This window comes from Chitinophaga caseinilytica (genome assembly GCF_038396765.1).
GTDB lineage: Bacteria > Bacteroidota > Bacteroidia > Chitinophagales > Chitinophagaceae > Chitinophaga > Chitinophaga caseinilytica.
Map to the genome: position 1 here is coordinate 2502956 of NZ_CP150096.1, position 21031 is coordinate 2523986.

Genomic DNA, 21031 nt, shown 5'->3' on the forward strand with positions numbered 1-21031 from the left:
AAAAAACACGATCATGCAAACATTACATCCGAAAGTGACACTGGTAGGCGCCGGCCCGGGCGATCCCGAACTGATCACCGTGAAAGGGCTGAAGGCCATTCAACAGGCCCGGGTGATCCTGTACGATGCCCTGTCGAACAACGAACTGCTGGACCATGCGCCGCAGAATTGCCTGAAACGCTTCGTAGGCAAGCGCGCTGGCATGCACGTATACACGCAGGCTGAAATCAACCGCATGATCGTGAAATATGCGCTCACTTACGGTAGCGTGGTACGGCTGAAAGGAGGGGACTCCTTCGTGTTCGGCCGCGGCCAGGAAGAAATTGCCGCTGCACAACAGTACGGGATCGATACCGAAGTGATCCCCGGCATTTCGAGCGCCATTTCGGTGCCGGGCGTTAACAAAATCCCCGTGACCGCACGCAACGTCAGCGAAGGGTTTTGGGTGATCACCGGCACTACGCAAGACGGAAAACTGAGCCGCGATCTCGAATTCGCCATCCAGGCAGATACGACGGTAGTGATCCTCATGGGCATGAGCAAACTCGCGGAAATCGCCTCTATCTACGAAGCGAAAGGCCGCGGACAGGTACCTGCCGCCATCATCCAGAATGGTACGCTGCCCGACCAGAAAGTAGGGGTGGGCGTGGCTTCCGACCTGGTAGCCATCGCAGAAGGACAAGGTTTGCGCAACCCCGCCATCATCGTGATCGGTGAAGTGGTACGTTTCCACGAAGCGTTCCAGGAACTGCAAACCAAACTGGCAGACGATTATAAACTGGCCGTTTAATTTTTTAACTTGTCGGTATGGAACAAAACCATCTTTTTCCCATTTTCCTGAAACTCGATCAACTGCAGGTACTGGTAGTTGGCGGGGGGAATGTGGGCTGCGAGAAAGTGGGCGCGATCCTGAACAATTGTCCCAACGCCCGGGTAACCGTTGTGGCTACCTGGTTTGCCCCCGAAATGGCGGGCATCGTGGAAGGCTTTCCCAACGTGACGCTGGTGGAAAAAGCGTTTTCCTGCGGGGATATTTTCGGGAAAGACCTGGTGATCGCCGCTACGGCCGACAGGGAATTGAACTATTGCATCTGGGAAAAATCCAAAGCCGCGAAGGTGCTCATCAACGTGGCCGATACCCCGGCATTGTGCGATTTTTACCTCAGCTCGGTGGTCCAGAAAGGGAATTTGAAAATCGCTATCAGTACCAACGGAAAATCGCCCACCATCGCCAAAAGGCTGAAGGAAGTGCTGAACGAAGCGATCCCCGAAGGCCTGGAATCGATTTTACAGCACCTGCACACCATCCGCGACCGGCTGAAAGGCGATTTTTCGGAAAAAGTGCGGAAACTGAACGAGTTGACGAGCGTGCTGGTCAACAAACGGGATTGACGTATACTTAGATAGATCCAACATAGAAGGGAGCGTGGTGGCACGCTCCTTTTTTATGCGGGGAAACATATAAAATGGGAATTATATACACGAAATTTGCCGTTTGGGCAAAAGGAAGGGCCGTCCACCAGGACGGCCCTTCTCATATATCATTGTTGAAAGCTATGCTTCCGTTGCTTCGGTGAAGAGGGCTTTCAGCTCGTTGGCGTCGGCCGGTTTCATTTTGCCGCCGAGGATGAGGCGGAGCTGGCGGCGGCGAAGGGCGCCTTCGTAGAGTTTTTTCTCCTCTTCCGATTCGGCGATCACCTGGGGAACGGGGCGTGATTTGCCGTTGGGGTCCAGGGCTACGAAGGTCATGAATGCTTCGTTGGATTTGTAACGGTATTGTAAAACCGGGTCTTCTCCCCAGACTTTCATATGCACTTCGATGGAAGTGGTGAAAGCGCGGGTGACGATGGCTTCGATATGCACCACATTACCCAGTTTGATGGGATTTTCGAAGGAGATATTGTCGACGGAGGCGGTTACCACCGGGGCGGCGCAGTGTTTCATGCAGGCCAGGGCGGCGGCAATGTCCATCCAGTACATCAGGCGGCCCCCCATCAGATTGCCGAAAGTGTTGGTATCGTTGGGCAACACCAGTTCGGTCATATTAACGAGGGATTCGTGGGCCTTTTTAGGCATCAAGGTCATAATGGAACGAATTTCAGGGGGCAAAATTACGGGAATGCAACGACAATTCCCGTGGCCTGCCGCCGGAGGGCATTTGAAATGCACTTTCCTCGGGAAATTTTTGAAAATGGCCGTGGTAGCGGGTTTGCGGATGATTTTCAGCGGCCGCCGGAAAATTCGGTTTGGGAGCGCAGCAAATTTGTGTAACTTTGCATGACCTTACGGAAGTAAATTACTTGACAGGATACCACCATTACAGTCCCGGCATCACTTCCCGCTTTGGTCAAGTAAAAGAATCAGGAACTTAGTTTTTATGGCAAAATATATCTTCGTTACGGGAGGTGTTACTTCCTCATTGGGTAAAGGAATTATCGCTGCGTCCCTCGCTAAACTATTGCAGGCGCGCGGCTTTAAAGTGACAATTCAGAAATTCGATCCGTATATCAATGTGGATCCGGGAACATTGAACCCTTACGAGCACGGCGAGTGCTACGTGACTGAAGATGGCGCAGAAACCGACCTGGACCTCGGGCACTACGAGCGTTTCCTCAACACGCCCACCACACAGGCCAACAACGTTACCACCGGCCGCATTTACCAGACCGTTATCAACAAGGAGCGCGAAGGCGCTTACCTCGGTAAAACCGTTCAGGTAATCCCACACATCACCGATGAGATCAAACGCCGTATTCTCCTGTTGGGGAAAGACGGTAAATATGATATCGTCATCACCGAGCTGGGCGGCACCGTGGGCGACATCGAATCGCTGCCCTACGTGGAGGCGGTTCGCCAGTTGCAATGGGAACTGGGCGAAGAAGACTGCCTGGTGATCCACCTCACCCTGATCCCGTACCTGCGTGCGGCCAAGGAGCTGAAAACCAAGCCTACACAGCACTCTGTACGTTTGCTGAGCGAAAACGGCGTGCATCCCGATATCATCGTTTGCCGCACCGAAGAGCCGATGTACCGCGAACTGAAAAAGAAAATCGCCCTGTTCTGTAATGTACAGGTAGACGCGGTGATCGAGGCGAACGACGTACCCACCATTTACGAAGTGCCCCTCGAAATGATGCGCGAGAAACTCGACGTCATCACCCTCAAAAAACTGAACCTGCCCGTCGAAAAGGAACCCGAGCTCACCAAATGGCGCGAATTCCTCGACAAGCTGAAATATCCCAAAACCAAAGTGACCATAGGCCTCATCGGCAAGTACGTGGAGCTGCAGGACGCTTACAAATCCATCCTCGAATCATTCATCCACGCAGGTGCGGTGAACGAGTGCAAGGTGATCGTACAAAATATTCACTCTGAACATATTACGCCCGATAATGTCTGCGAAAAACTGAAAAACCTGGACGGCCTTCTCGTAGCCCCCGGTTTCGGCCACCGCGGCATCGAAGGCAAGATCACGGCCATTCAGTTCGCCCGTGAAAACAACCTGCCGTTCTTCGGTATCTGCCTCGGCATGCAAATGGCCGTAGTAGAATACGCCCGTAACGTGATGGGCCTGAAAGACGCGCATTCCACCGAGATGAACCCGGAAACCCAACACCCGGTGATCAACCTCATGGAAGAACAGAAAAAAGTGACCAAAATGGGCGGTACCATGCGCCTCGGCGCTTATGCGTGCGACCTGAAGCCCGGTTCCCAGGCTTCCGCTATCTATAATGGCGCCACCGCTATTTCAGAACGCCACCGCCACCGCTACGAATTCAATAACGATTTCCTCGACCAGTTCGAAAAAGCAGGCCTGGTTGCTTCCGGTAAAAACCCGGAAACCGGCCTCGTGGAAATGATCGAGCTGCCCGGCCATCCCTTCTTCGTTGGCGGCCAATTCCACCCCGAGCTGAAATCTACCGTGGAAAGCCCGGCCCCTCTCTTCGTGAGCTTCATCGGCGCTGCCAAAACCTATGCCGAATCCAAGAATGGAAAGGCTAAGCAGCAGGAAGAGAAAGTAGTACATGAATAAAAAAATATTGATGTGAGATGAATTTCTGTTAGCGGAAGACTTTAACATTTCCGCTAGCAGAAATCATGCATCATACCCGCCTTTATATTACCTTTGCTCCTTAAATTTTAATTTTCGACATGGATAGAAATTCGGTCATTGGTTTTGTGTTACTGGGCCTCCTTCTCGTGGGGTACATCTGGTGGAACCAGAAAAGCTCCCAGGACGCAAGAATCGAAAAGGCCCGCCAGGATTCCATCGCCAACCTGAACAAGCCCAAAGAGCAACAAGCTAAAACCGTTGCCCTCAGCGATAGTACAGCAGCAGCAACCGGCATCACCAGCGCAGATTCAGCCCGCCTCAGCAGCGAATACGGTCCCTTTACCCTCGCGGCCACCGGCGCTGAAGCCACCACCGTGCTGGAAAACAAACTGGTTAAGATCACCTTCACGAACAAAGGCGGTCAACCCAAACAAATCCAGCTGCTGGAATTCAAATCCTCCGCAGGCGAGCCCCTCATGCTCCAGGAAGGTTCCTTCAACCGCCAGGGCATCAAAGTTCCCCTCGCCAATAACCAATCGCTCAACACCGCAGACGTATTCTTTACCCCCGGCAATGTGGAAAAGCATCCAGACGGCAGCCAATCCATCAGTTACCGCCTCCCCACCACCAACCCGGGCCAATACATCGAATACACCTACATGCTGAAAAACGACAGCTACCTGGTCGATTACACGATCAACCTCGTAGGCATGCAGGGCATACTCGGCACCAAGAACGTGGAATTCCAGTGGAACAGCCAGTCAGACCTCCAGGAGCACAGCATGCAACAGGAGCGTCTGAACAACCAGATCCACTGGCGCGACGCGGCCAAAGACCACGACTACTTCACCCTGACCAACAGCAGCGAGAAGAAAGTAGACCGCCCCCTCCAATGGGTAAGCTTCAAGCAGCAGTTCTTCAACACCACGCTCATCGCCAGGAAAGATAACTTCGCATCCGCCGACTTCCACAGCAAGGTGCCCGAAAGCGCCAACATCGTGGGCCAGCAGATGAGCAGCCTCGCCATTCCGTTCAACGGTTCCGCCAACTACAGCTTCCCCATCGAAGTGTATTACGGTCCCAATAAGTACAAGACCCTCAAGTCGATGGACATCGAGCTGCAGAAGATCATCCCCCTCGGCTCCGGTATCTTCGCCTTCGTGAAATACGTGAACATCTGGATCATCATCCCCGTGTTCGATTTCCTTGGCGGTTTGACTTCCAACTATGGCCTCATCATCCTCCTCCTGACCATCTTCATCCGCCTCATCATCGCACCGTTCACTTACCAAAGTTATGTGTCGGCCGCCAAGATGAAAGTGCTGAAACCCGAGCTGGACGAGCTGCGCGCCCGTTACAAAGACGATCAGCAGGCCTTCGGTATGGAGCAGATGAAACTGTTCAAGAGCGCCGGTGTGAACCCGCTGGGAGGCTGTCTGCCCGCACTGCTGCAGCTGCCGATCCTCGTGGCGATGTACTCGTTCTTCCCCAGTTCCATCGAGCTGCGCCAGGAAAGCTTCCTGTGGGCGAACGACCTCAGCACCTACGATTCCATCTATAACTTCGGTTTCACCATCCCGCTGTATGGCGATCATATTTCGCTGTTCACGATCCTGATGACGATCACGAGCCTTATTCTCGCGTTCTACAACAGGGGCATGGCCGACCAGAGCAACCCGGTGATGAAATACATGCCGTACGTGTTCCCCATCATGCTGCTGGGTATCTTCAACGGCATGGCCGCGGCACTCACGTACTATTACTTCCTCAGTAACGTGATCTCGATCGCGCTGCAGTGGGTGATCCAGACGTTCATCATCAACCACGACAAGATCCATGCACAGATCCAGGCGAACAAATCGAAACCCCAGTCCAAGTCCAAATGGGCGGAAAAACTGGAAGAGATGCAGAAGCGCCAGGCAGAAATGCAGAAAACACGCAAAAAATAATTTTACCGGATAACACAAAAAGGCTCCACGGATGTGGGGCCTTTTTTACTTTTGACGCTATGAAGCAGATTGCGATTTTGACGATTTGGCTGGCCGCGGCAGGCGCAGCCTTTGCACAGGAAACAACGCCATCGCCGGAACGCATACGGGAAACGGTGAACTATCTCGCGTCCGACAAACTGAAAGGCCGTGGAACGGAAACGAAGGGAGGGGAGAAGGCTGCGGGATATGTGGAGAAGCAGTTCCGGCAGATCGGGCTGCTGCCCGCCGTGGGTGGACAATACTTCCAGCAATTCGTGTTCGCCCGCGGGAAGCATTACAACCTGCACAGCAAGAATGTGATCGGGTACATAGATAACGGTGCCGCACGTACGGTGATCATCGGGGCGCATTACGACCATCTGGGGCATGGGGAGCTGTTTAACGGCCGCTATCCCAATGAGATACACAACGGGGCGGATGATAACGCTTCCGGCGTGGCGGGGCTCCTGGAACTGGCGCGGCATTATCAGCAAAATAACGTGAAAGAGCCGTTCAATTTCGTGTTCATCGCTTTCGGCGGTGAGGAATTGGGGCTGCACGGGTCGAAATATTACACGCGCTACCCGTTGGATTCGCTGAACAAGGTGCAGTTCATGTTGAATATGGACATGATCGGGCGATACAATGCGCAGCGTGGCGTGGGGATCGGCGGATACGGTACCGCGAAGGAGTGGCCCGAGATTTTCAAGGGCGTGCAGGATGGAGGGATCAAATTCTTCACCGATGGATCGGGGAAAGGCGGCAGCGATCACCACAGTTTCTATATAGCCGGGGTGCCGGTGTTGTTCCTGCATACCGGCGGGCACGACGATTATCACAAACCTACCGACGACGCGCCGAAAGTAGATGCGAATGCGGAGGCGGGGATATTGAAAATCGCGATCCAACTGATCGACAACGCCATGAAATTCGACCGGCTGACGTATGTGACGCAGGATTAAAAGAGGAAAAATATATTTCGATGGAAGTGCGCACCGCGGCCGGTGCGCACTTTTTTTATGGGTAAATCCCGGTTTCACTGAGATATTCTTCGTTTTTCGGAGATATTCTCGGAGTTTTTTGAAGGTGCTGGTCGTTGGCCCATCTAATTTTGTACTTCCAATACGATCACCCAAAAACGAATTGTTATGTTAACGCCCATCGATTGGGAAAAGTTCCACAAAGTATTTTCCAGCTATCTGCGGTTGGAGCGTAGTGTAGTGCCGGGGTCGGACGAGCATCTGGACCTGTTGCTGCATATCGGCGACGATTTGCGGGAGATGACGCGGTTGACGGTAATGCTGGCGAACGGGATCGCGAGTGATTTTTTCCGGTTTACGGAGGAAATGGCGCGCGATACCTTGCAGGACATCTGGCCTTGTGTGCGCATGTCGAGGATCATATGCAGGGATATCCGGCGGTCGCCGTTGTTACGGTCCCTCGCGCCCGAAGCGGATGCTTTCGAGGAGGAGGTGCTTGGGCTGAGCGATGTGATTGGTGATATGATGCATTGTCATGGAGGCGTTTCGAAAAACTAAACCATTAAAATAGAAAACATGATGTACACTGCGAATCAAATTGCCAGTTGGTTTCTGGCGAGCCTGGAAACCAATTCGGGTGATACAATATCGCCCATGAAATTGCAGAAGTTGATTTATTATTCACAGGCCTGGTACCTGGTTAAGTTTGATAAGCCGTTATTCAATGACAAGATCGAGGCCTGGATGCATGGCCCTACCATTCCTGCCGTTTATGAACGGTTCGATAATGCTTACAGGGATAGCATTCCATTCGAAAAGATGTTTAGCAAGGAACATCCCTATAAAAAGCTTCCAATTGAATTGGATGATTTTTTGGAGGAGATATTTTTTAAGTATGGAGAACATTCTGCATGGTTTCTTGAAGCACTCTCCAAAAAGGAATTGCCTTGGCGAATGGCAAGAAGGCATACTCCTTCCCTCATGCATTGCCACCAGGAAATTACACAGGAATCAATGAAGAATTATTATTCAAAATTACAACATGAAGGAAAGCCGTAAAGGGCGATCTGTTGATTCATCCGTTGCAGTTAATCTTGATAGTCTTGTCCCGGAAGTGAAAACAGCCGCGTTACAGGGCGATGGAATCAATATTTACGTCTCAATAACTTTTTTACAAAACAGGTTTGAGTGTTTTTCTGATTGGGGAAAACAGGAAATGAAGTGTTTCTGGCGGTTTATTCAAAAACTGAAAGGACGCAATTGGAAAGACCTGGTCCATTCGGGGGAGGAGCTCATAAATCGGGCTTGGGAATGACCAAGATTCACAGAAGCAGGTATCCTTTGAATGGGTATATTGAAGGGCTGGAAAAGGATTTGGACATTTTTGAGTTAAGGGTAGATGGTAAGCGGCGGATTCATGGATGTCGTGTAGGCAACATCTTCCACATCTGCTGGCTCGACCGCAATCACCGTATCTGTTCATAAAAAAAGAGCGTGTATTGTTGGTACACGCTCTTGGATTATCGTTAGTTATTGGTTTTTGGTTTCGGAGGGAGCTGGGCTTTCGGTTGTTGACCTGCGGGTTGCGGCTCGTCGCGTTTCGGCGGTTTCGGCGTTTCCTTCGGGTCTTTCGGTTCTTTCTGTTCCTTTTGTTCTTTCGGAGTTTCCCTGGGCGCTTCCTTCGGTTGTTCTACGGGTTCGCCGTATGCGCCAACGTCGACGCTTTCATAATCACTTGCGCCACCGTTGCCTACATCTTCGGCTTCTGCGCCAGGTTGCACGTTGTTCTCGTAATTGAAATAGAGATCATTGCGCATATTCGGCGGGATGGGGAATTTAGAAGCCGGATCGATGCCGAGGGTTTTGTCTGCATACACTTTCTGCATGAAGAGGGCGAAGATGGGCAGGCCGGTGTTGGCGCCCTGGCCGAGTGCGGTGCTGCTGAAGCGGAGGTAGTTGTTGTCGCAACCCACCCATGCGCCTGCCAGCAGTTGCGGGGTGTAGCCCAGGAACCAGCCATCGGTGTTGTCGTTGGTGGTACCGGTTTTACCCGCTACTTCGCCGGGAATATTGTATCGGAAGCGCAATCTCGCGCCCGTACCACCGGGAGCGGTAACGCCTTCCATCATTTTGACCATGGTGTACGAATCGATCTCGCTGATCACTTCCTTTTTCTCGGGAACATAAGTTTCGAGAATGTTGCCGAAGCGGTCTTCGATACGGGTGATGTAGATCGGTGTAGTGATCACGCCGCGGGCGGGGAACATCGTGTAGGCCCGGAGCATATCGAACAGGGAGATCGTGGAAACCCCCAATGCGATGGAGGGATACGGTTCGATCTTGGTGGATTGGAACCCGATCTTGTCGTTTGCGAAATTGGCGAATGCCTTGGCACCGAATTGCTTGATGAGGTAGGCGCTCACGAGGTTGAGCGATTTTGCCAGCGCGCCGGCCATGGAAATGGAGCCGCCCACGCTGCCTTCGGAGTTGCGGGTAAGCGTCCAGTTACCGATGGTCACGGGCTCGTTCGGCAGCATGGTGTTCGGGTTGAACCCGTTCATGAGCGCGAACAGGTAAAGGAACGGTTTGAACGTAGAGCCCACCTGGCGGGTGGTCTTGAATACGTGGTCGTTCTTGAAATACCGGAAATCCGGGCCGCCCACCCAAGCCTTGATCTCCCCGCTTTCCGGGTCCATGGCCATGAAACCGGATTGCAGGATGGCGCGGTGGTATTTGATGGAGTCGAGCGGTGTCATCACCGTGTCGATCTCGTTCTGGTCGGTGTTGGTATAGCTCCTCCAGCTGAAGGCTTTCATTTTAACAGGCGTATTGAAAGCCTTTTCGATCTCTTCGTCGGTGGCTTCTTCTTCCTTCATGCTGCGATACCGGTCGGTATCCTTGATGAAGTTCTGCAGGTCGCGGGAGGCGATGTTGCCTGTCCACACTTTGCCGGATTTGATGTTGGCCTGTTGCTGGAAAGATTTCTGCAGGTCTTTCAGGTGGTGCGCCACCGCTTCTTCGGCATACAGTTGCATGCGGGGATTGATGGTGGTGTAGATTTTGAGACCGTCGCGGTACAGGTTGTATTCCGTGCCGTCGGGTTTCTTGTGTTCCTTGCACCAGGCCTTCAGTTCGCTGCGCAGTACTTCGCGGAAGTAGGGAGCCAGGCCTTTGTTGTGGTCGAGCTTGTTGTAGCGGAGCACGATGGGCCGGCCTTTTGCTGCGGCACCGTCTGCGCTGGTAATATATCCTTCGCTCACCATGTTGTCGATCACCGTATTGCGGCGGTTGAGCGCCAGCACGGGATTACGGCGGGGATTGTATTGGGTGGAACCTTTCAGCATGCCCACCAGCGTGGCCGCTTCCTCGATGGAAAGCCTTGCGGGGTCTTTGCTGAAAAAGGTACGCGCACCGTTCTCGATACCGTACACATTATCGCCGAAAGCCACAGTGTTGAGGTACAGCGTGATGATCTCTTTTTTCGTAAGGTTACGCTCCAGCTTGATAGCGATTACCCATTCGGAAAGTTTCTGGAAAGAACGCACCACCAGGTTGCGGGCACGGGTCTTGCCCTCGCCGTCCTGCTGCAGGTTCAGCGCCAGCTGTTGGGTGATGGTCGAGGAACCACGCTTTTTGCCGATCAACAGGTAAAAAGGGATCGCCGCCGTTGCCTTGGCGTCGATGCCGGAGTGACTGTAAAAGTTACGGTCTTCCGTTGCCAGGAGGGCATTGAATACATTGGGGGAAATATCCTTGTAGTCTACGTTGGACCGGTCTACCTGGAGGTATTTACCCATGATGGTCCCGTCTTCCGCGATCACTTCAGAGGCGAGGGCCGTCCGCGGGTTTTCCAGTTCTTCCATGCTGGGCATATGTCCGATGATGCGGAGATTGATCAGCAGGAGGAGGATGAGGAATAAAGCCACCCCGCATCCGAAGGTCACCCATAATATTTTTACGGATTTTTTCATATGTTAAAAAGTGTGAAACAGTCTGTTTAGTGCAATATTATGCTTTTTCCCCTGCGTTTCATAGGCCGGGCGGCATAGCATACTTGTTTGTCTTGCAAATATTATTCCGTTATGTAGTTGTTCCCGAAGAATTTGCGATAGCCTTCCAGGTCTTTGGTATTATTTAACAGGATGAAGTTTTCGCGGGAAATGATGAACAGGCGGTAGTCGGTAGGACGGATCCGCGGAATGATCGTTTCACTCGCCACCCGGCTCACTTCATCGAAATACGTAAGTGCCTTGTTTTCATCGGGGAACAGCCGCACGATCACCATGATCTCATTCGGCGTCAGTGCGTACATGCTTGTTTGCAGCTGTTCGGAAGCGTGTTTCTCACTGTTGTATTTGGAGAACTGGGCCACGGCTTCGTCGATCAGCACTTTCGACACCCGGTCGAAATGGATCACCACAAAGTGCGGAATGGCTGTCTTTTCGTCGCCCAGCTGGTACGGTGTAACCGGTTTAGGCGGCGGCGGAGGCGGAACGTTGGCCGCAGCTGCTACGGAATCGGCTTTGGCCTTCAATGCCAGGGAATCCGGCAGGTTGGGCGCAGGCGTCTGCCAGGGATAGCGGATGCGGATGTTTTCGTCTACTTGTGCCGTGCTGCTGCTGTCCCGCTGGATTTCCAGCTGGGTCAGGTAGTCGGTCACCTGCTGGCGGCGCTCCAATGCCTCCTGGATGGCCTTGGCCTGGTTCAGGATACCCTCTTCGCCGGGATATTTCGTGATCACAGACGCGATGGCGGCTTTGCCTTCGTCTTCCGGCCGGGTCTTGATGATCGCCATGGCTTCCAGAAGGTCGAATTTGGCCTGAACGGGACTGAATCCTACCGTGGAGTCGGAGAATTTACGGAGCACGAACACCGTGTCGTAATTCCCCTGGCGGAACGCGTTGTAAGCGGATTCATAAATGTTTTCGGCGGCTTTGTTCTTTTCCTTGTCCTGGGGGCTGAGCGCGCCGTAGGTGAGGATGCTGGCGTATTGGGTCCCCGGGAACTGCGTGAGCACCTGGTTCTTGTACTTGGCTGCCAGTTCGTTGTGGTTCAGTTTGTTATGCCAGGCGTACAGGCTGTACAGCACTTCCACCTTGCGGGGATGTTCCGGGAAGCGGGACAGGAGCGTATCGTAAGTGAGGATGCCCTCGCGGGTATCATCGAGTTTGTCGTTATAGAGCTTGCCGAGGTCGAAATATGCTTCCTGCTGGCGCCCGCGCGATGCTTCCAGTTTCTCGGGCGTATCGGGTAACTGGTTGGCCAGCAGGGAGACGTTGATACTGTCTGCCGGCAGATCGGCGATCGACGGGGCGGCATTATTCCCCTCATTCACCTCCGGTTGCGGAGGCGTCGGGGCGTTGTTATTGGCGAGCAGGGCGCCGGATTGCTGGCTGCGGCGCCAGTTATCGCCCAGGGCGCGGTTGCCCCAGCGCCTGCGGAATTCGCTGAAGCCGGTCGACTTATTGCTCTGGTTATAGAAATACCATTCGCCGCCTTCGTTGGCGGGCCCGAATGATGGATTGTTGTAGTTGTTGTTGGCCGTGAAGGAGGGAGGCGCCTGTGCGGTACCGTTTCCGCCTTTTTTGCCGCCTTCGGTTGGTGGCGGGTTTTTCGCCGCTTTGAGGGCAGCTACCTGTTTGGCCAGCAGGGTATCGCGCATCGCGGGAGGCAGACTGGCGATTTGTTGCAGGCTGTCTTCGTCGCGGATGGTTTGCACTTTTTCGGCCACGGCGCCCAGGGTTTCCTTGCGGGCGTTCACGAGTTCCGCATCATGGAAATCCGGGCCCATGATAGACGCGGTGCTGTCGTAATACCGCTGTGCATTGCGGTAATCTTTCCGGAAATAGTAAATATCCGCCATGCCCTTGAACGTCAGTGTTTTCTGGAGCATGTTGGCGCTTTCAACCCGCAGTGATTTGTTCAGAAAATCGATCGCACGTTCCGGATCTTCATTGGCGCACAGCGATGCCATGTTGTAATAGATCGCGTCGCGGAAGGGGATAAAACGTTCTTTGCGCAGCATGCTTTGCAGTGCGGCGATGCTTTCTTCCAGGCTGCCGCCGTTCACTTTGGTATTGGCTTTGGCGATCTGGACGCGGGCGTTGAAATCGATGGTGGCGTCCGATTTGGCGGCGATCACTTCGCGGAAAGCCGTCATGGCCGAATCGTATTTGTTCTGCGAAACGTACAGCTGGCCCAGGATGTAGTACATCCGCGCCTTCTGGTCGCGGCCGCTGTGGCCTTTTTTCAGCGCCAAGCGCAGCGGTTCTATCGTTTCGGCGTATTGTCCCTGTTTATAGAATTTCCAGGCCTGGAGCTCGGCGAGCTGGCCGTCGAGGCGGCGGGGGAAATAGGGATCGGTTTCGAGGATATTGAGGAGCGACTGGGCTTCGTCGTGCTTGTTCTGTTCTATGAGCGTGCGCGCCTGCCAGAGGAAAGCGTCGTTACGGGCACTGGTATGCCGGAATTGCCGGGCGTACCAGGTCTTTTCCTTTTCGCGGCTGGAGATAGACAGGAGGTCGTTCTGGCTGCTGCCCACCACGGCGTTGTAATCCGATTTCTTTTTCGGGGCGAATGTGGTGTTGATGAACTGGAAAGTATTGGCGGCGGCTTCCCATTCGCCTTTGTAATAATATGCCTTCCCGATGAGCAGGTAACTGTCGTCTATCCAACGCCCGCGCGGGTCGTGGATCTGGACGGCTACCGAGGCTTTCTGGACCACGGAGTCCAGCTCGTTGACATCGAGGTTGAGCTTGTCGACGGTGAAGGGGTAGAAGGGCAGGTAAACGTTGTAATTGTCCTGCCGCTGCTTGTTGATACCGGTCAGTACCTTTTCCAGCTTGAGTTTGGCGTGGTAATAGTAGTTATACCGGGTCACGGTGTTTTGCACCACCCTGCGGGTGAAGGAATATGGTTTTGAGGCCATCTTTTCTGACGGGGGGCGCCGGTCTTCCACCTTAAGGGGCTTCTCGGGCCTGGCCGGGGGCTGATTGGCAGGTTTATCCTGCCCTAAAACCGTTGCGGTTGCGGCGAAAAAGAACATTCCTCCCACCACACCGGCACGTAATAGAGATATATTAGAACAATGCATGTAAAGCCAGGTCGGTAATAACTTCTTTATTAACTTTTATTTGGGAAAAAATATTTTAAAGATAGGATAATTTTTTTCGGACTGCGCGTATTAGGGCTAACTTGGGGCAAATCCGGAATCGTATTTACAAATTATGAATTTTTGATGGATATTTCGGTAAAAACTTCAATCTTTACATTTTTGCAGAAATATGGCTACTGAAGACAAAAATAAGGGCAGAAGCCTCGACCGGTTGAACCATAAATACCGGTTGGTGATCATGAACGACGATACCTATGAGGAGGTGACCGCCTTCCGCCTGTCGCGCATGAGCGTATACGTAGCGCTCAGCACCCTGTTCGTGCTGCTGGTGGCCATCACGGTGGCAACGGTGGTGTTTACGCCCCTGCGGTATTACATCCCCGGATACGGCGATCTCAAGCAGCGAAAGGAGTTCCTGCAGCTGAAAATGCGGACGGATTCCCTGGAACGCGCGATCTCCACCCGCGACCGCTACCTGCAGAACCTGAAGAACGTCATCGGCGGCAACATCCAGCTCGATACCAATATGCTGAAAGTCCCGAAAGTCGAAAACAGTACTTATTAAATATTTTTTCACTATCTTACACCATCTTTATTAAAAGAAAAACCTTCTGACCTATGTTTAACCAAAGTAAGAAAAGTGAAGGCAAGAGCATTATGCCTTCCTCCAACATCAACCTTATTGGCAACGGAACCACTATCCAGGGAGACATCGTGTGTGAAGGGGATATCCGTATTGATGGACAGGTTACGGGCCTGGTTTCTACCAAAGCGAAAATCGTGGTAGGACCGGAAGGGGAGATCCTGGGAGACCTGATCTGCCAGAGTGCGGACATCCTGGGTAAAGTGACCGGGATCATCAAGGTAGACGACCTGTTGTTCCTGAAAGGCAACGCCTACATCAAAGGCGATATTTATACCGCGCATTTCGAAATGGAACCGACCGTGAAATTCAACGGCCGTTGCTATATGGACCCTGCAGACGCACCGCCGGCGCGCACCGGGGCCGAAATCACCGCAGACGTAAAACATGGAAGACCCATCGTCCAGGAAGAAGAAACAGAAGCCGTCTAACCTGCTGCTCAGGTACGCCGGACTGGCCTTCCAAATGATGGCCACCCTCGGCGTGGCCGTATGGCTGGGTCACCTGCTGGATAAAAAGGTCAACATCGGTTTTCCGTTGTTTATGATCATTTTTTCTTTACTCGCTTTAGCCCTACTTTTGTGGCAAATTGTAAAAGATACCAGCAGGCATGACCGATAAATTTATCTTCTGGCTGGCGGCAGTGGTCGCGGCAATCACGGGTTTGTTGTTTACGTTGGAGAACGGATGGCTCGCGGCCCTCGGGGTCGATTTCCCCGTTCTCGTAGCCGGCAACATCGTTCTGGCCCTCATCGCCCTCGTCAGCTATTCCCTTTGCCGTAAAGGACTTGCGGCCGAAAATCCGAACGTTTTCGTTCGTTCCGTTTATGCCTCCACGCTGAGCAAACTGATGCTCTGCGTGGCGGGCATCGGCGTGTACGTGTTCGTTACCCGAGACCATGTCAGCAAAGCCACCATCTTCATCCTGCTGTTCTTTTACCTCGTGTATACCGTGCTGGAAACCTGGCAGCTGTTCCGCGCCAGCCTCCGGCAGAAGAAACATCAGTAGCCGTTGAAGCAAGAACATCCTCTACATGCATTGGCCGCATACCTGCCGGATGGCACTTTCGAGCAGGTAATCGCCTATATCACCGAGTATAAAGTCCATCTCACCATCACCCGTGAGCGCCAGAGCGTACTGGGCGACTATCGCCATCCCTTCCAGGGGAAAGGCCATCGCATCAGTATTAACGGCGGCCTTAATAAATACGCTTTTTTACTCACGCTCCTCCACGAGATCGCGCATCTCACCACCTTTAATAATTATAGCCACAGCGTGCAGGCCCATGGCCGCGAGTGGAAGAACGAATACGGTAAGATCCTCAAAGAATTCATCGGGAAAGGTTATCTCCCGATCGACGTGGAAACCGCCGTCCGTAAAAGCCTTCACAACCCCGGCGCCACTTCCTGCTCCGACGAGGAACTGATGCGCGTCCTCATGCGGTACGATCGCAAGAAGGAAAATCATTACCTCGTAGAGCAACTTCCCATCGGCCAGCTCTTCAGGACCAAAGATGGCCGCGTGTTCAGCCGCGGCGAAAAAATCCGCAAACGCATCCGCTGCGAAGAAATCGAAACGAAAAGGGTGTATCTCTTCAGCCCGGTGTACGAAGTGGAGCTGGTGAGCGAGTAGTGAAACGCCATGCGCAGCTTCGTGCTACTTTTGATAAGATTTGTCGAGCTCCTGAATGATTTCCGCGCCATGGAAGGCGAGGAGCAGGTCGCGTACCTCCAGGTAGATGCCTTTCGCTACCCACAGCGGCATTGAATCCCGCGTTTCACTTCTGGAGGGAAGATGCCGGTAAAAGCTTACGTCTGCAGCGTTCCATAGCGCATTATCCTGCTGGCAATGGCATCAGGCCGCAAAATCATAACATTTTCTGAGGGTAACGGCATCGTTTTCCCGATGCGCCTGTACAACGCCTTCCAGCAGAATGCTAAACACGACATTTATGGAATTTTCGGATGCGATGGATGTCCGCTTCGCGGGAAGGCACTCGATGGCCTTTCGTCTCCAGGTACTCATTTGGTAACAGGTAAGGGATTATAACAGGATAAAATAAAAATCCTCCGGCAGCGGGAGCCGCCGGGCCATCATACATTATGGATTACTCACGCCTTCAGTATGTCGATCGAATTGAGTTTAACGGCAGTGCCGACGCGCAGTGAATTCGGAATATCGGCCGATTGATCGACGCTGCGGATGAGGGCTTCGACGTCTTGCCGCGGCGCGGAAGATTCCACACGGATATCGTACCGGATGTTCCGGGCCTGTGCGGGCTCGCCGCTCCAGTCGCCATTGACGATGATCTCCACATGCGCCACGGCGATCCCGCGGGCGGCGGCTTCGTGGTAAAGGCTGTTGCACACGCTTGCGGCGATAGACATCATGAATAATTCTTCCCCGCTGAACCCGATGCCCAGGCCTCCCGCGCGCGGCGTCCGGTCTATCACCAGGCTGCGGGGGCCCGCCCAGCCTGCCGCTGCACTCGTTTCGTGGATGGTTTTGAGATGTACCTGCATAGTATGTTTAATGTACGCAATGTTCGGATGATTCCCAAATTGGAAGGTGTACGCATGCACCGGTTTTGGGCCGCCTGGTAAAGTCTCCTGCGCGATGCGTCGTCAGCCGGGGATTTCAACCCCCAGCTCACACATATGCCGTTTCTTCTTCCGCTTTCCGGATCCGCGCGTCTGTCTGCATTTCCAGGATGGCTTTCTTTTCTTTCCGGTGCATGGCGAAGGCGAATTCGTGCTGGTCGAGCAGATCGTCGTAAGGCCCGCGGGGCGAGATGAGCTTCACGAGCACGGGAGCGGTTTCCAGGGCAATGAACAGCAGCATGATGAACCAGTTGGCCCATTGGATGGGGGCGCTTTTCCCGGTGATGCGGCCCAGTGCTTCCAGCCGGGAGGCCATCCCGTCGGGTTTGTGGCGTTCCAGGGCGGTGAGGCGCGCGGCGAGGGAATCGTCTTCCGCCTGGATTTCCCCTGTGAGGGATGCACGTTGTGCCTGGAGGGATTGCAGGGCCGCGGTGGCGCTGTCGGCATCGGCTTTCTTGGCTTTATAGATGGGGCCGAGGTTCTTGACGCGGGATCCGCCGGTGCCGTCGGCTTCCTGCTGGGCGCGCAGCTGGAGCGTGTCTACCCGCGTGGTTTGCACGGAGATTTGGGACTGGAGGGCATTCATCCGGGTGGCGAGTTCGGCTTTGCGGGAAGTGAAGGCACCGCGGACGAGGGAGTCTTCCGCCTGGCGCTGTTCCTGTTCCATGAGGGTGAGCTCGGCGAGGATTTCCCGTTCGAAGATTTTCAGTTCCAGGGGTTTGGAGATCACCACGGCGATCATCACGGCGAGGAGGAGGCGCGGAACGGCCATCCATAGCTCTTTGCCGAAGCGGTCGCGCTTCTTGAGGCTCGACACGATGTAGCGGTCGAGGTTAAAGATCATGAGCCCCCACAGCAAAGCGAACCCGACGGCGGCCCAGGGGTTGCGGAAAACGGTCCACAGCGCATACCCTGCGGCGATGGCGGCAAACAGTCCGGTAAAGAAAATAGTAGCCCCTATGCCGGCGTACTTATTGGTTTCGGCAGGTGCGCGGCGGAGCAGGGGCAGGTGTGCGCCCGAGCAGATGAGGAAGAAATGACGGATACGTAACATGCTGTTTCGTTTTCAGGTAAGCCGTCATGTTTTTGATAAGAAGGATGGAAGTCAAAAATAGGCAATTTTTTTGCCCGCACCGCAAATTTACCGCGGGCGGCGGGGATCGATGCCAGGCGGTCGATGGTGGGAGGGGCGGATTGTTTGGAGGGATCGGTGGAAAAGATGCATCGCCGGGTTTGAAGGCAGGTGGTCGATGGGGAAGGGCGGATTGTTTGGAGGGATCGCGGGGGCGTTTGCCGGTTTTGATGGCAAGGCGGATTTTGAAGGTGGACTTTGTTGGAGGGGATGGGTGGATAAGAAGCATCGCCGGGCGGCGCACGGCTGTTGAAGGGAGTGACACAACGGCGGCCGGGCCAGCGGGCGGATGCCGGCCTATAACGAAAAAGGACGGCCAATAAGACCGTCCTTTCCGGAAAAATATGAAGGCGATAGCTTAGCTAACGGCTTTGTTTACGAGTGCAGCTGCTTCGCTGAGCAGAATGGCGGATTGAACTTTCAGGCCGCTTTCCTCGATGAGGGCTTTCGCTTCGGCAGCGTTGGTGCCCTGGAGACGCACGATGATGGGCACTTCGATGGTGCCGATGGATTTGTAAGCGTCGATCACACCCTGGGCAACACGGTCGCAACGAACGATACCACCGAAGATGTTGATGAGGATCGCTTTTACTTTCGGGTCTTTCAGGATGATGCGGAAACCGGCTTCAACGGTTTGCGCGTTGGCGGTGCCGCCTACGTCCAGGAAGTTGGCGGGCTCGCCACCAGACAGCTTGATCATGTCCATGGTAGCCATGGCAAGGCCTGCGCCGTTCACCATGCAACCTACGTTACCGTCGAGTTTCACGAAGTTGAGGTTGTGTTTGCCGGCTTCCACTTCGGTGGGGTCTTCTTCGGTAATGTCGCGCAGGGCAACGAGTTCCGGGTGGCGGATGAGGGCGTTGTCGTCGAGGTTCAGTTTGCAGTCTACGGCGATGATTTTCTCGTCGCTCGTTTTGAACAGCGGGTTGATCTCGAGCATGGCGGCGTCGAGCCCAACGTATCCGTTATAGAGGTTGGTCACGAATTTCACCATGTTTTTGAACGCTTCGCCGGAGAGGCCGAAGTTGAAGGCGATCTTGCGGGCCTGGAAGGCTTCGAGTTTGCCGCCGGGGTATACCCACTCCTTGAAAATTTTGTCGGGCGTGTTATGGGCCACTTCCTCGATGTCCATGCCTCCTTCGGTGGAGTACATGATCACGTTCTGACCGGTTGCACGGTCGAGGAGGATGGAGAGGTAGAATTCTTTGATGGGATTGGCGCCGGGATAGTAAACGTCCTGGGCTACCAGTACTTTATTGACAACCTTGCCGGCTTCGCCGGTCTGGATGGTTACGAGGGTGCCACCGAGGATGTTTCCGGCGATGGTTTTTACATCTTCCGCGTTTTTACCAACGGCTACGCCGCGTTGTTCGGTGCCACGGATCTTGCCTTTACCGCGCCCGCCCGCGTGTATTTGCGCCTTTACTACGGCGAACTCGTTTCCAAACTGCACCTTCAGTTGCTTGTAAGCCTCGGCGGCAGCTTCGGGCGTGTCAACCGGGATACCTTCCTGTACCGGTACGTTGTATTTTTTCAGCAGTTCTTTAGCCTGGTACTCGTGTAAATTCATCGGAATACAAATTTGGCCGCTAATTTAGGCATTTTATGTTTTAATCCGGGGATTTCTTTGGATGGGATGGATGATATGCCACGAACAATTAACTTTGCCGGGCACAAAATCCGCAAATGCTGGAACAGATCAACGAATCGAAGGCCTATATTCAGCAGTTCGCTCCCGGGCGTCCTGCGGTGGGCATCATACTGGGCAGCGGCCTGGGGAACCTGGCGGGGGAGATCACCGACCGGGTGGAGATCCCTTACGACCAGATCCCCCATTTCCCGCCGGCAACGGTGGAGGGGCATTCGGGCCGGCTCATCCTGGGGAAGCTCGCCGGCAAGCCTGTGGTGGCCATGGCGGGGAGGTACCATTATTATGAAGGCCTTTCCATGCAGCAGGTCACTTTCCCCGTTCGGGTGATGAAGGCCCTCGGCATCGAGACCCTCCTCATCTCCAACGCGGCCGGCGGCATGAACGCCAAATTCCGGGTCGGCGATCTCATGATCATCACCGATCACATCAACCTCCAGCCCGAACATCCGCTCCGCGGCCCCAACAACGCCGCCCTCGGCCCCCGGTTCCCCGACATGAGCGAGCCCTACAGCAAAGCGCTCATCGCCAAAGCGAAGGAAATCGCCGCGGGAAAAGGGATTCATTTGCATGAAGGCGTATACGTTGGCGTGCAGGGCCCCACGTTCGAAACACGGGCCGAATATAAATTCATGCACATCATCGGCGGAGACGCCGTGGGCATGAGCACCGTTCCGGAAGTCATCGTAGCCGCCCACAGCGGACTGCGCGTTTTCGCCATGAGCGTCATCACCGACCTCGGCATCCGTGAAGAAGAAAACGTCATCACCCACGAAGAGGTACTGGCAGCCGCTAAAGCAGCGGAGCCGCATTTAACTTATATTTTCAGCGAATTGGCCCGGCAATTGTAGCATATGCCGGACCTTACACGAATCATCCCGATGAGGCA

At 53.9% G+C, this 21031-nt stretch carries 20 protein-coding genes; 14 read left to right on the top strand and 6 right to left on the bottom strand.

The window, feature by feature from the left end:
- Positions 1–13 precede the first annotated feature (13 nt).
- The gene (cobA, locus tag WJU22_RS10475) at positions 14–790 is read left to right on the top strand and encodes a uroporphyrinogen-III C-methyltransferase (RefSeq protein WP_341843188.1); all 777 of its coding nucleotides are present in this window, start codon (positions 14–16) and stop codon (positions 788–790) included.
- A gap of 17 nt (positions 791–807) precedes the next feature.
- Complete coding sequence (locus WJU22_RS10480; RefSeq protein WP_341843189.1) at positions 808–1392, top strand: bifunctional precorrin-2 dehydrogenase/sirohydrochlorin ferrochelatase; 585 nt, start codon at positions 808–810, stop codon at positions 1390–1392.
- A 162-nt stretch (positions 1393–1554) separates the two neighbouring features.
- Here the strand turns inward: WJU22_RS10480 and WJU22_RS10485 are convergent, their stop codons facing one another.
- The gene (locus WJU22_RS10485; RefSeq protein WP_341843190.1) at positions 1555–2085 is read right to left on the bottom strand and encodes an acyl-CoA thioesterase; all 531 of its coding nucleotides are present in this window, start codon (positions 2083–2085) and stop codon (positions 1555–1557) included.
- 292 nt (positions 2086–2377) lie between these two features.
- Between WJU22_RS10485 and WJU22_RS10490 the strand changes: the two genes are divergently transcribed.
- The 6 genes from WJU22_RS10490 to WJU22_RS10515 all read left to right on the top strand — a co-directional run bounded on the left by WJU22_RS10490 (position 2378) and on the right by WJU22_RS10515 (position 8319).
- Positions 2378–4033: a CTP synthase gene (locus tag WJU22_RS10490; RefSeq protein WP_341843191.1), complete on the top strand. Its 1656-nt coding sequence runs from the start codon at positions 2378–2380 to the stop codon at positions 4031–4033.
- 119 nt (positions 4034–4152) lie between these two features.
- Entirely contained in the window at positions 4153–6003 is a 1851-nt protein-coding gene (gene yidC / locus WJU22_RS10495) for a membrane protein insertase YidC (RefSeq protein ID WP_341843192.1), read from the top strand.
- A gap of 59 nt (positions 6004–6062) precedes the next feature.
- Positions 6063–6986: a M20/M25/M40 family metallo-hydrolase gene (locus WJU22_RS10500; protein WP_341843193.1), complete on the top strand. Its 924-nt coding sequence runs from the start codon at positions 6063–6065 to the stop codon at positions 6984–6986.
- A gap of 186 nt (positions 6987–7172) precedes the next feature.
- Positions 7173–7562 carry a hypothetical protein gene (locus tag WJU22_RS10505; RefSeq protein ID WP_341843194.1) on the top strand — a complete coding sequence of 130 codons (390 nt, stop codon included), beginning with the start codon at positions 7173–7175 and terminating at the stop codon, positions 7560–7562.
- A gap of 18 nt (positions 7563–7580) precedes the next feature.
- Complete coding sequence (locus WJU22_RS10510) at positions 7581–8063, top strand: Panacea domain-containing protein (RefSeq protein ID WP_341843195.1); 483 nt, start codon at positions 7581–7583, stop codon at positions 8061–8063.
- Positions 8047–8319, top strand: coding sequence for a hypothetical protein (locus tag WJU22_RS10515; protein WP_341843196.1), 273 nt, complete (start codon positions 8047–8049; stop codon positions 8317–8319). Before WJU22_RS10510 ends, WJU22_RS10515 begins: the two co-directional genes overlap by 17 nt.
- A 211-nt stretch (positions 8320–8530) precedes the next feature.
- Here the strand turns inward: WJU22_RS10515 and WJU22_RS10520 are convergent, their stop codons facing one another.
- Both WJU22_RS10520 and WJU22_RS10525 read right to left on the bottom strand, forming a co-directional pair.
- Complete coding sequence (locus tag WJU22_RS10520) at positions 8531–10975, bottom strand: transglycosylase domain-containing protein (protein WP_341843197.1); 2445 nt, start codon at positions 10973–10975, stop codon at positions 8531–8533.
- Between the two features lie 101 nt (positions 10976–11076).
- Positions 11077–13932, bottom strand: coding sequence for a tetratricopeptide repeat protein (locus tag WJU22_RS10525; protein ID WP_341843198.1), 2856 nt, complete (start codon positions 13930–13932; stop codon positions 11077–11079).
- A gap of 355 nt (positions 13933–14287) precedes the next feature.
- On the opposite strand from WJU22_RS10525, the gene WJU22_RS10530 reads away from it, so the two are divergent.
- From WJU22_RS10530 to WJU22_RS10550, 5 genes are read left to right on the top strand one after another with little or no spacing between them, the layout of a single operon-like run.
- Complete coding sequence (locus WJU22_RS10530; protein ID WP_341843199.1) at positions 14288–14683, top strand: hypothetical protein; 396 nt, start codon at positions 14288–14290, stop codon at positions 14681–14683.
- A gap of 53 nt (positions 14684–14736) precedes the next feature.
- On the top strand, positions 14737–15192 hold the full coding sequence (locus WJU22_RS10535; protein WP_341843200.1) for a polymer-forming cytoskeletal protein: 456 nt from the start codon (positions 14737–14739) through the stop codon (positions 15190–15192).
- On the top strand, positions 15149–15382 hold the full coding sequence (locus tag WJU22_RS10540; RefSeq protein WP_341843201.1) for an AtpZ/AtpI family protein: 234 nt from the start codon (positions 15149–15151) through the stop codon (positions 15380–15382). Before WJU22_RS10535 ends, WJU22_RS10540 begins: the two co-directional genes overlap by 44 nt.
- Complete coding sequence (locus WJU22_RS10545; protein WP_341843202.1) at positions 15372–15770, top strand: hypothetical protein; 399 nt, start codon at positions 15372–15374, stop codon at positions 15768–15770. Before WJU22_RS10540 ends, WJU22_RS10545 begins: the two co-directional genes overlap by 11 nt.
- A 3-nt stretch (positions 15771–15773) precedes the next feature.
- Entirely contained in the window at positions 15774–16394 is a 621-nt protein-coding gene (locus WJU22_RS10550; protein ID WP_341843203.1) for a SprT-like domain-containing protein, read from the top strand.
- Between the two features lie 479 nt (positions 16395–16873).
- On the opposite strand, the gene WJU22_RS10555 is transcribed toward WJU22_RS10550, so the two are convergent.
- From WJU22_RS10555 to sucC, 3 genes are all read right to left on the bottom strand, one after another.
- Positions 16874–17284 (bottom strand): OsmC family protein, encoded by a 411-nt coding sequence (locus WJU22_RS10555; RefSeq protein ID WP_341843204.1) that lies wholly within the window; start codon positions 17282–17284, stop codon positions 16874–16876.
- Positions 17285–17411: 127 nt separating this feature from the next.
- On the bottom strand, positions 17412–18416 hold the full coding sequence (locus WJU22_RS10560; RefSeq protein WP_341843205.1) for a DUF4407 domain-containing protein: 1005 nt from the start codon (positions 18414–18416) through the stop codon (positions 17412–17414).
- A 436-nt stretch (positions 18417–18852) separates the two neighbouring features.
- Positions 18853–20064, bottom strand: a complete 1212-nt coding sequence (gene sucC / locus WJU22_RS10565) for an ADP-forming succinate--CoA ligase subunit beta (protein WP_126245409.1) — start codon at positions 20062–20064, stop codon at positions 18853–18855.
- A gap of 116 nt (positions 20065–20180) precedes the next feature.
- Here sucC and WJU22_RS10570 point away from each other — a divergent pair, with 116 nt between their 5' ends.
- Positions 20181–20993, top strand: a complete 813-nt coding sequence (locus WJU22_RS10570) for a purine-nucleoside phosphorylase (protein ID WP_341843206.1) — start codon at positions 20181–20183, stop codon at positions 20991–20993.
- Positions 20994–21031: the final 38 nt, after the last annotated feature.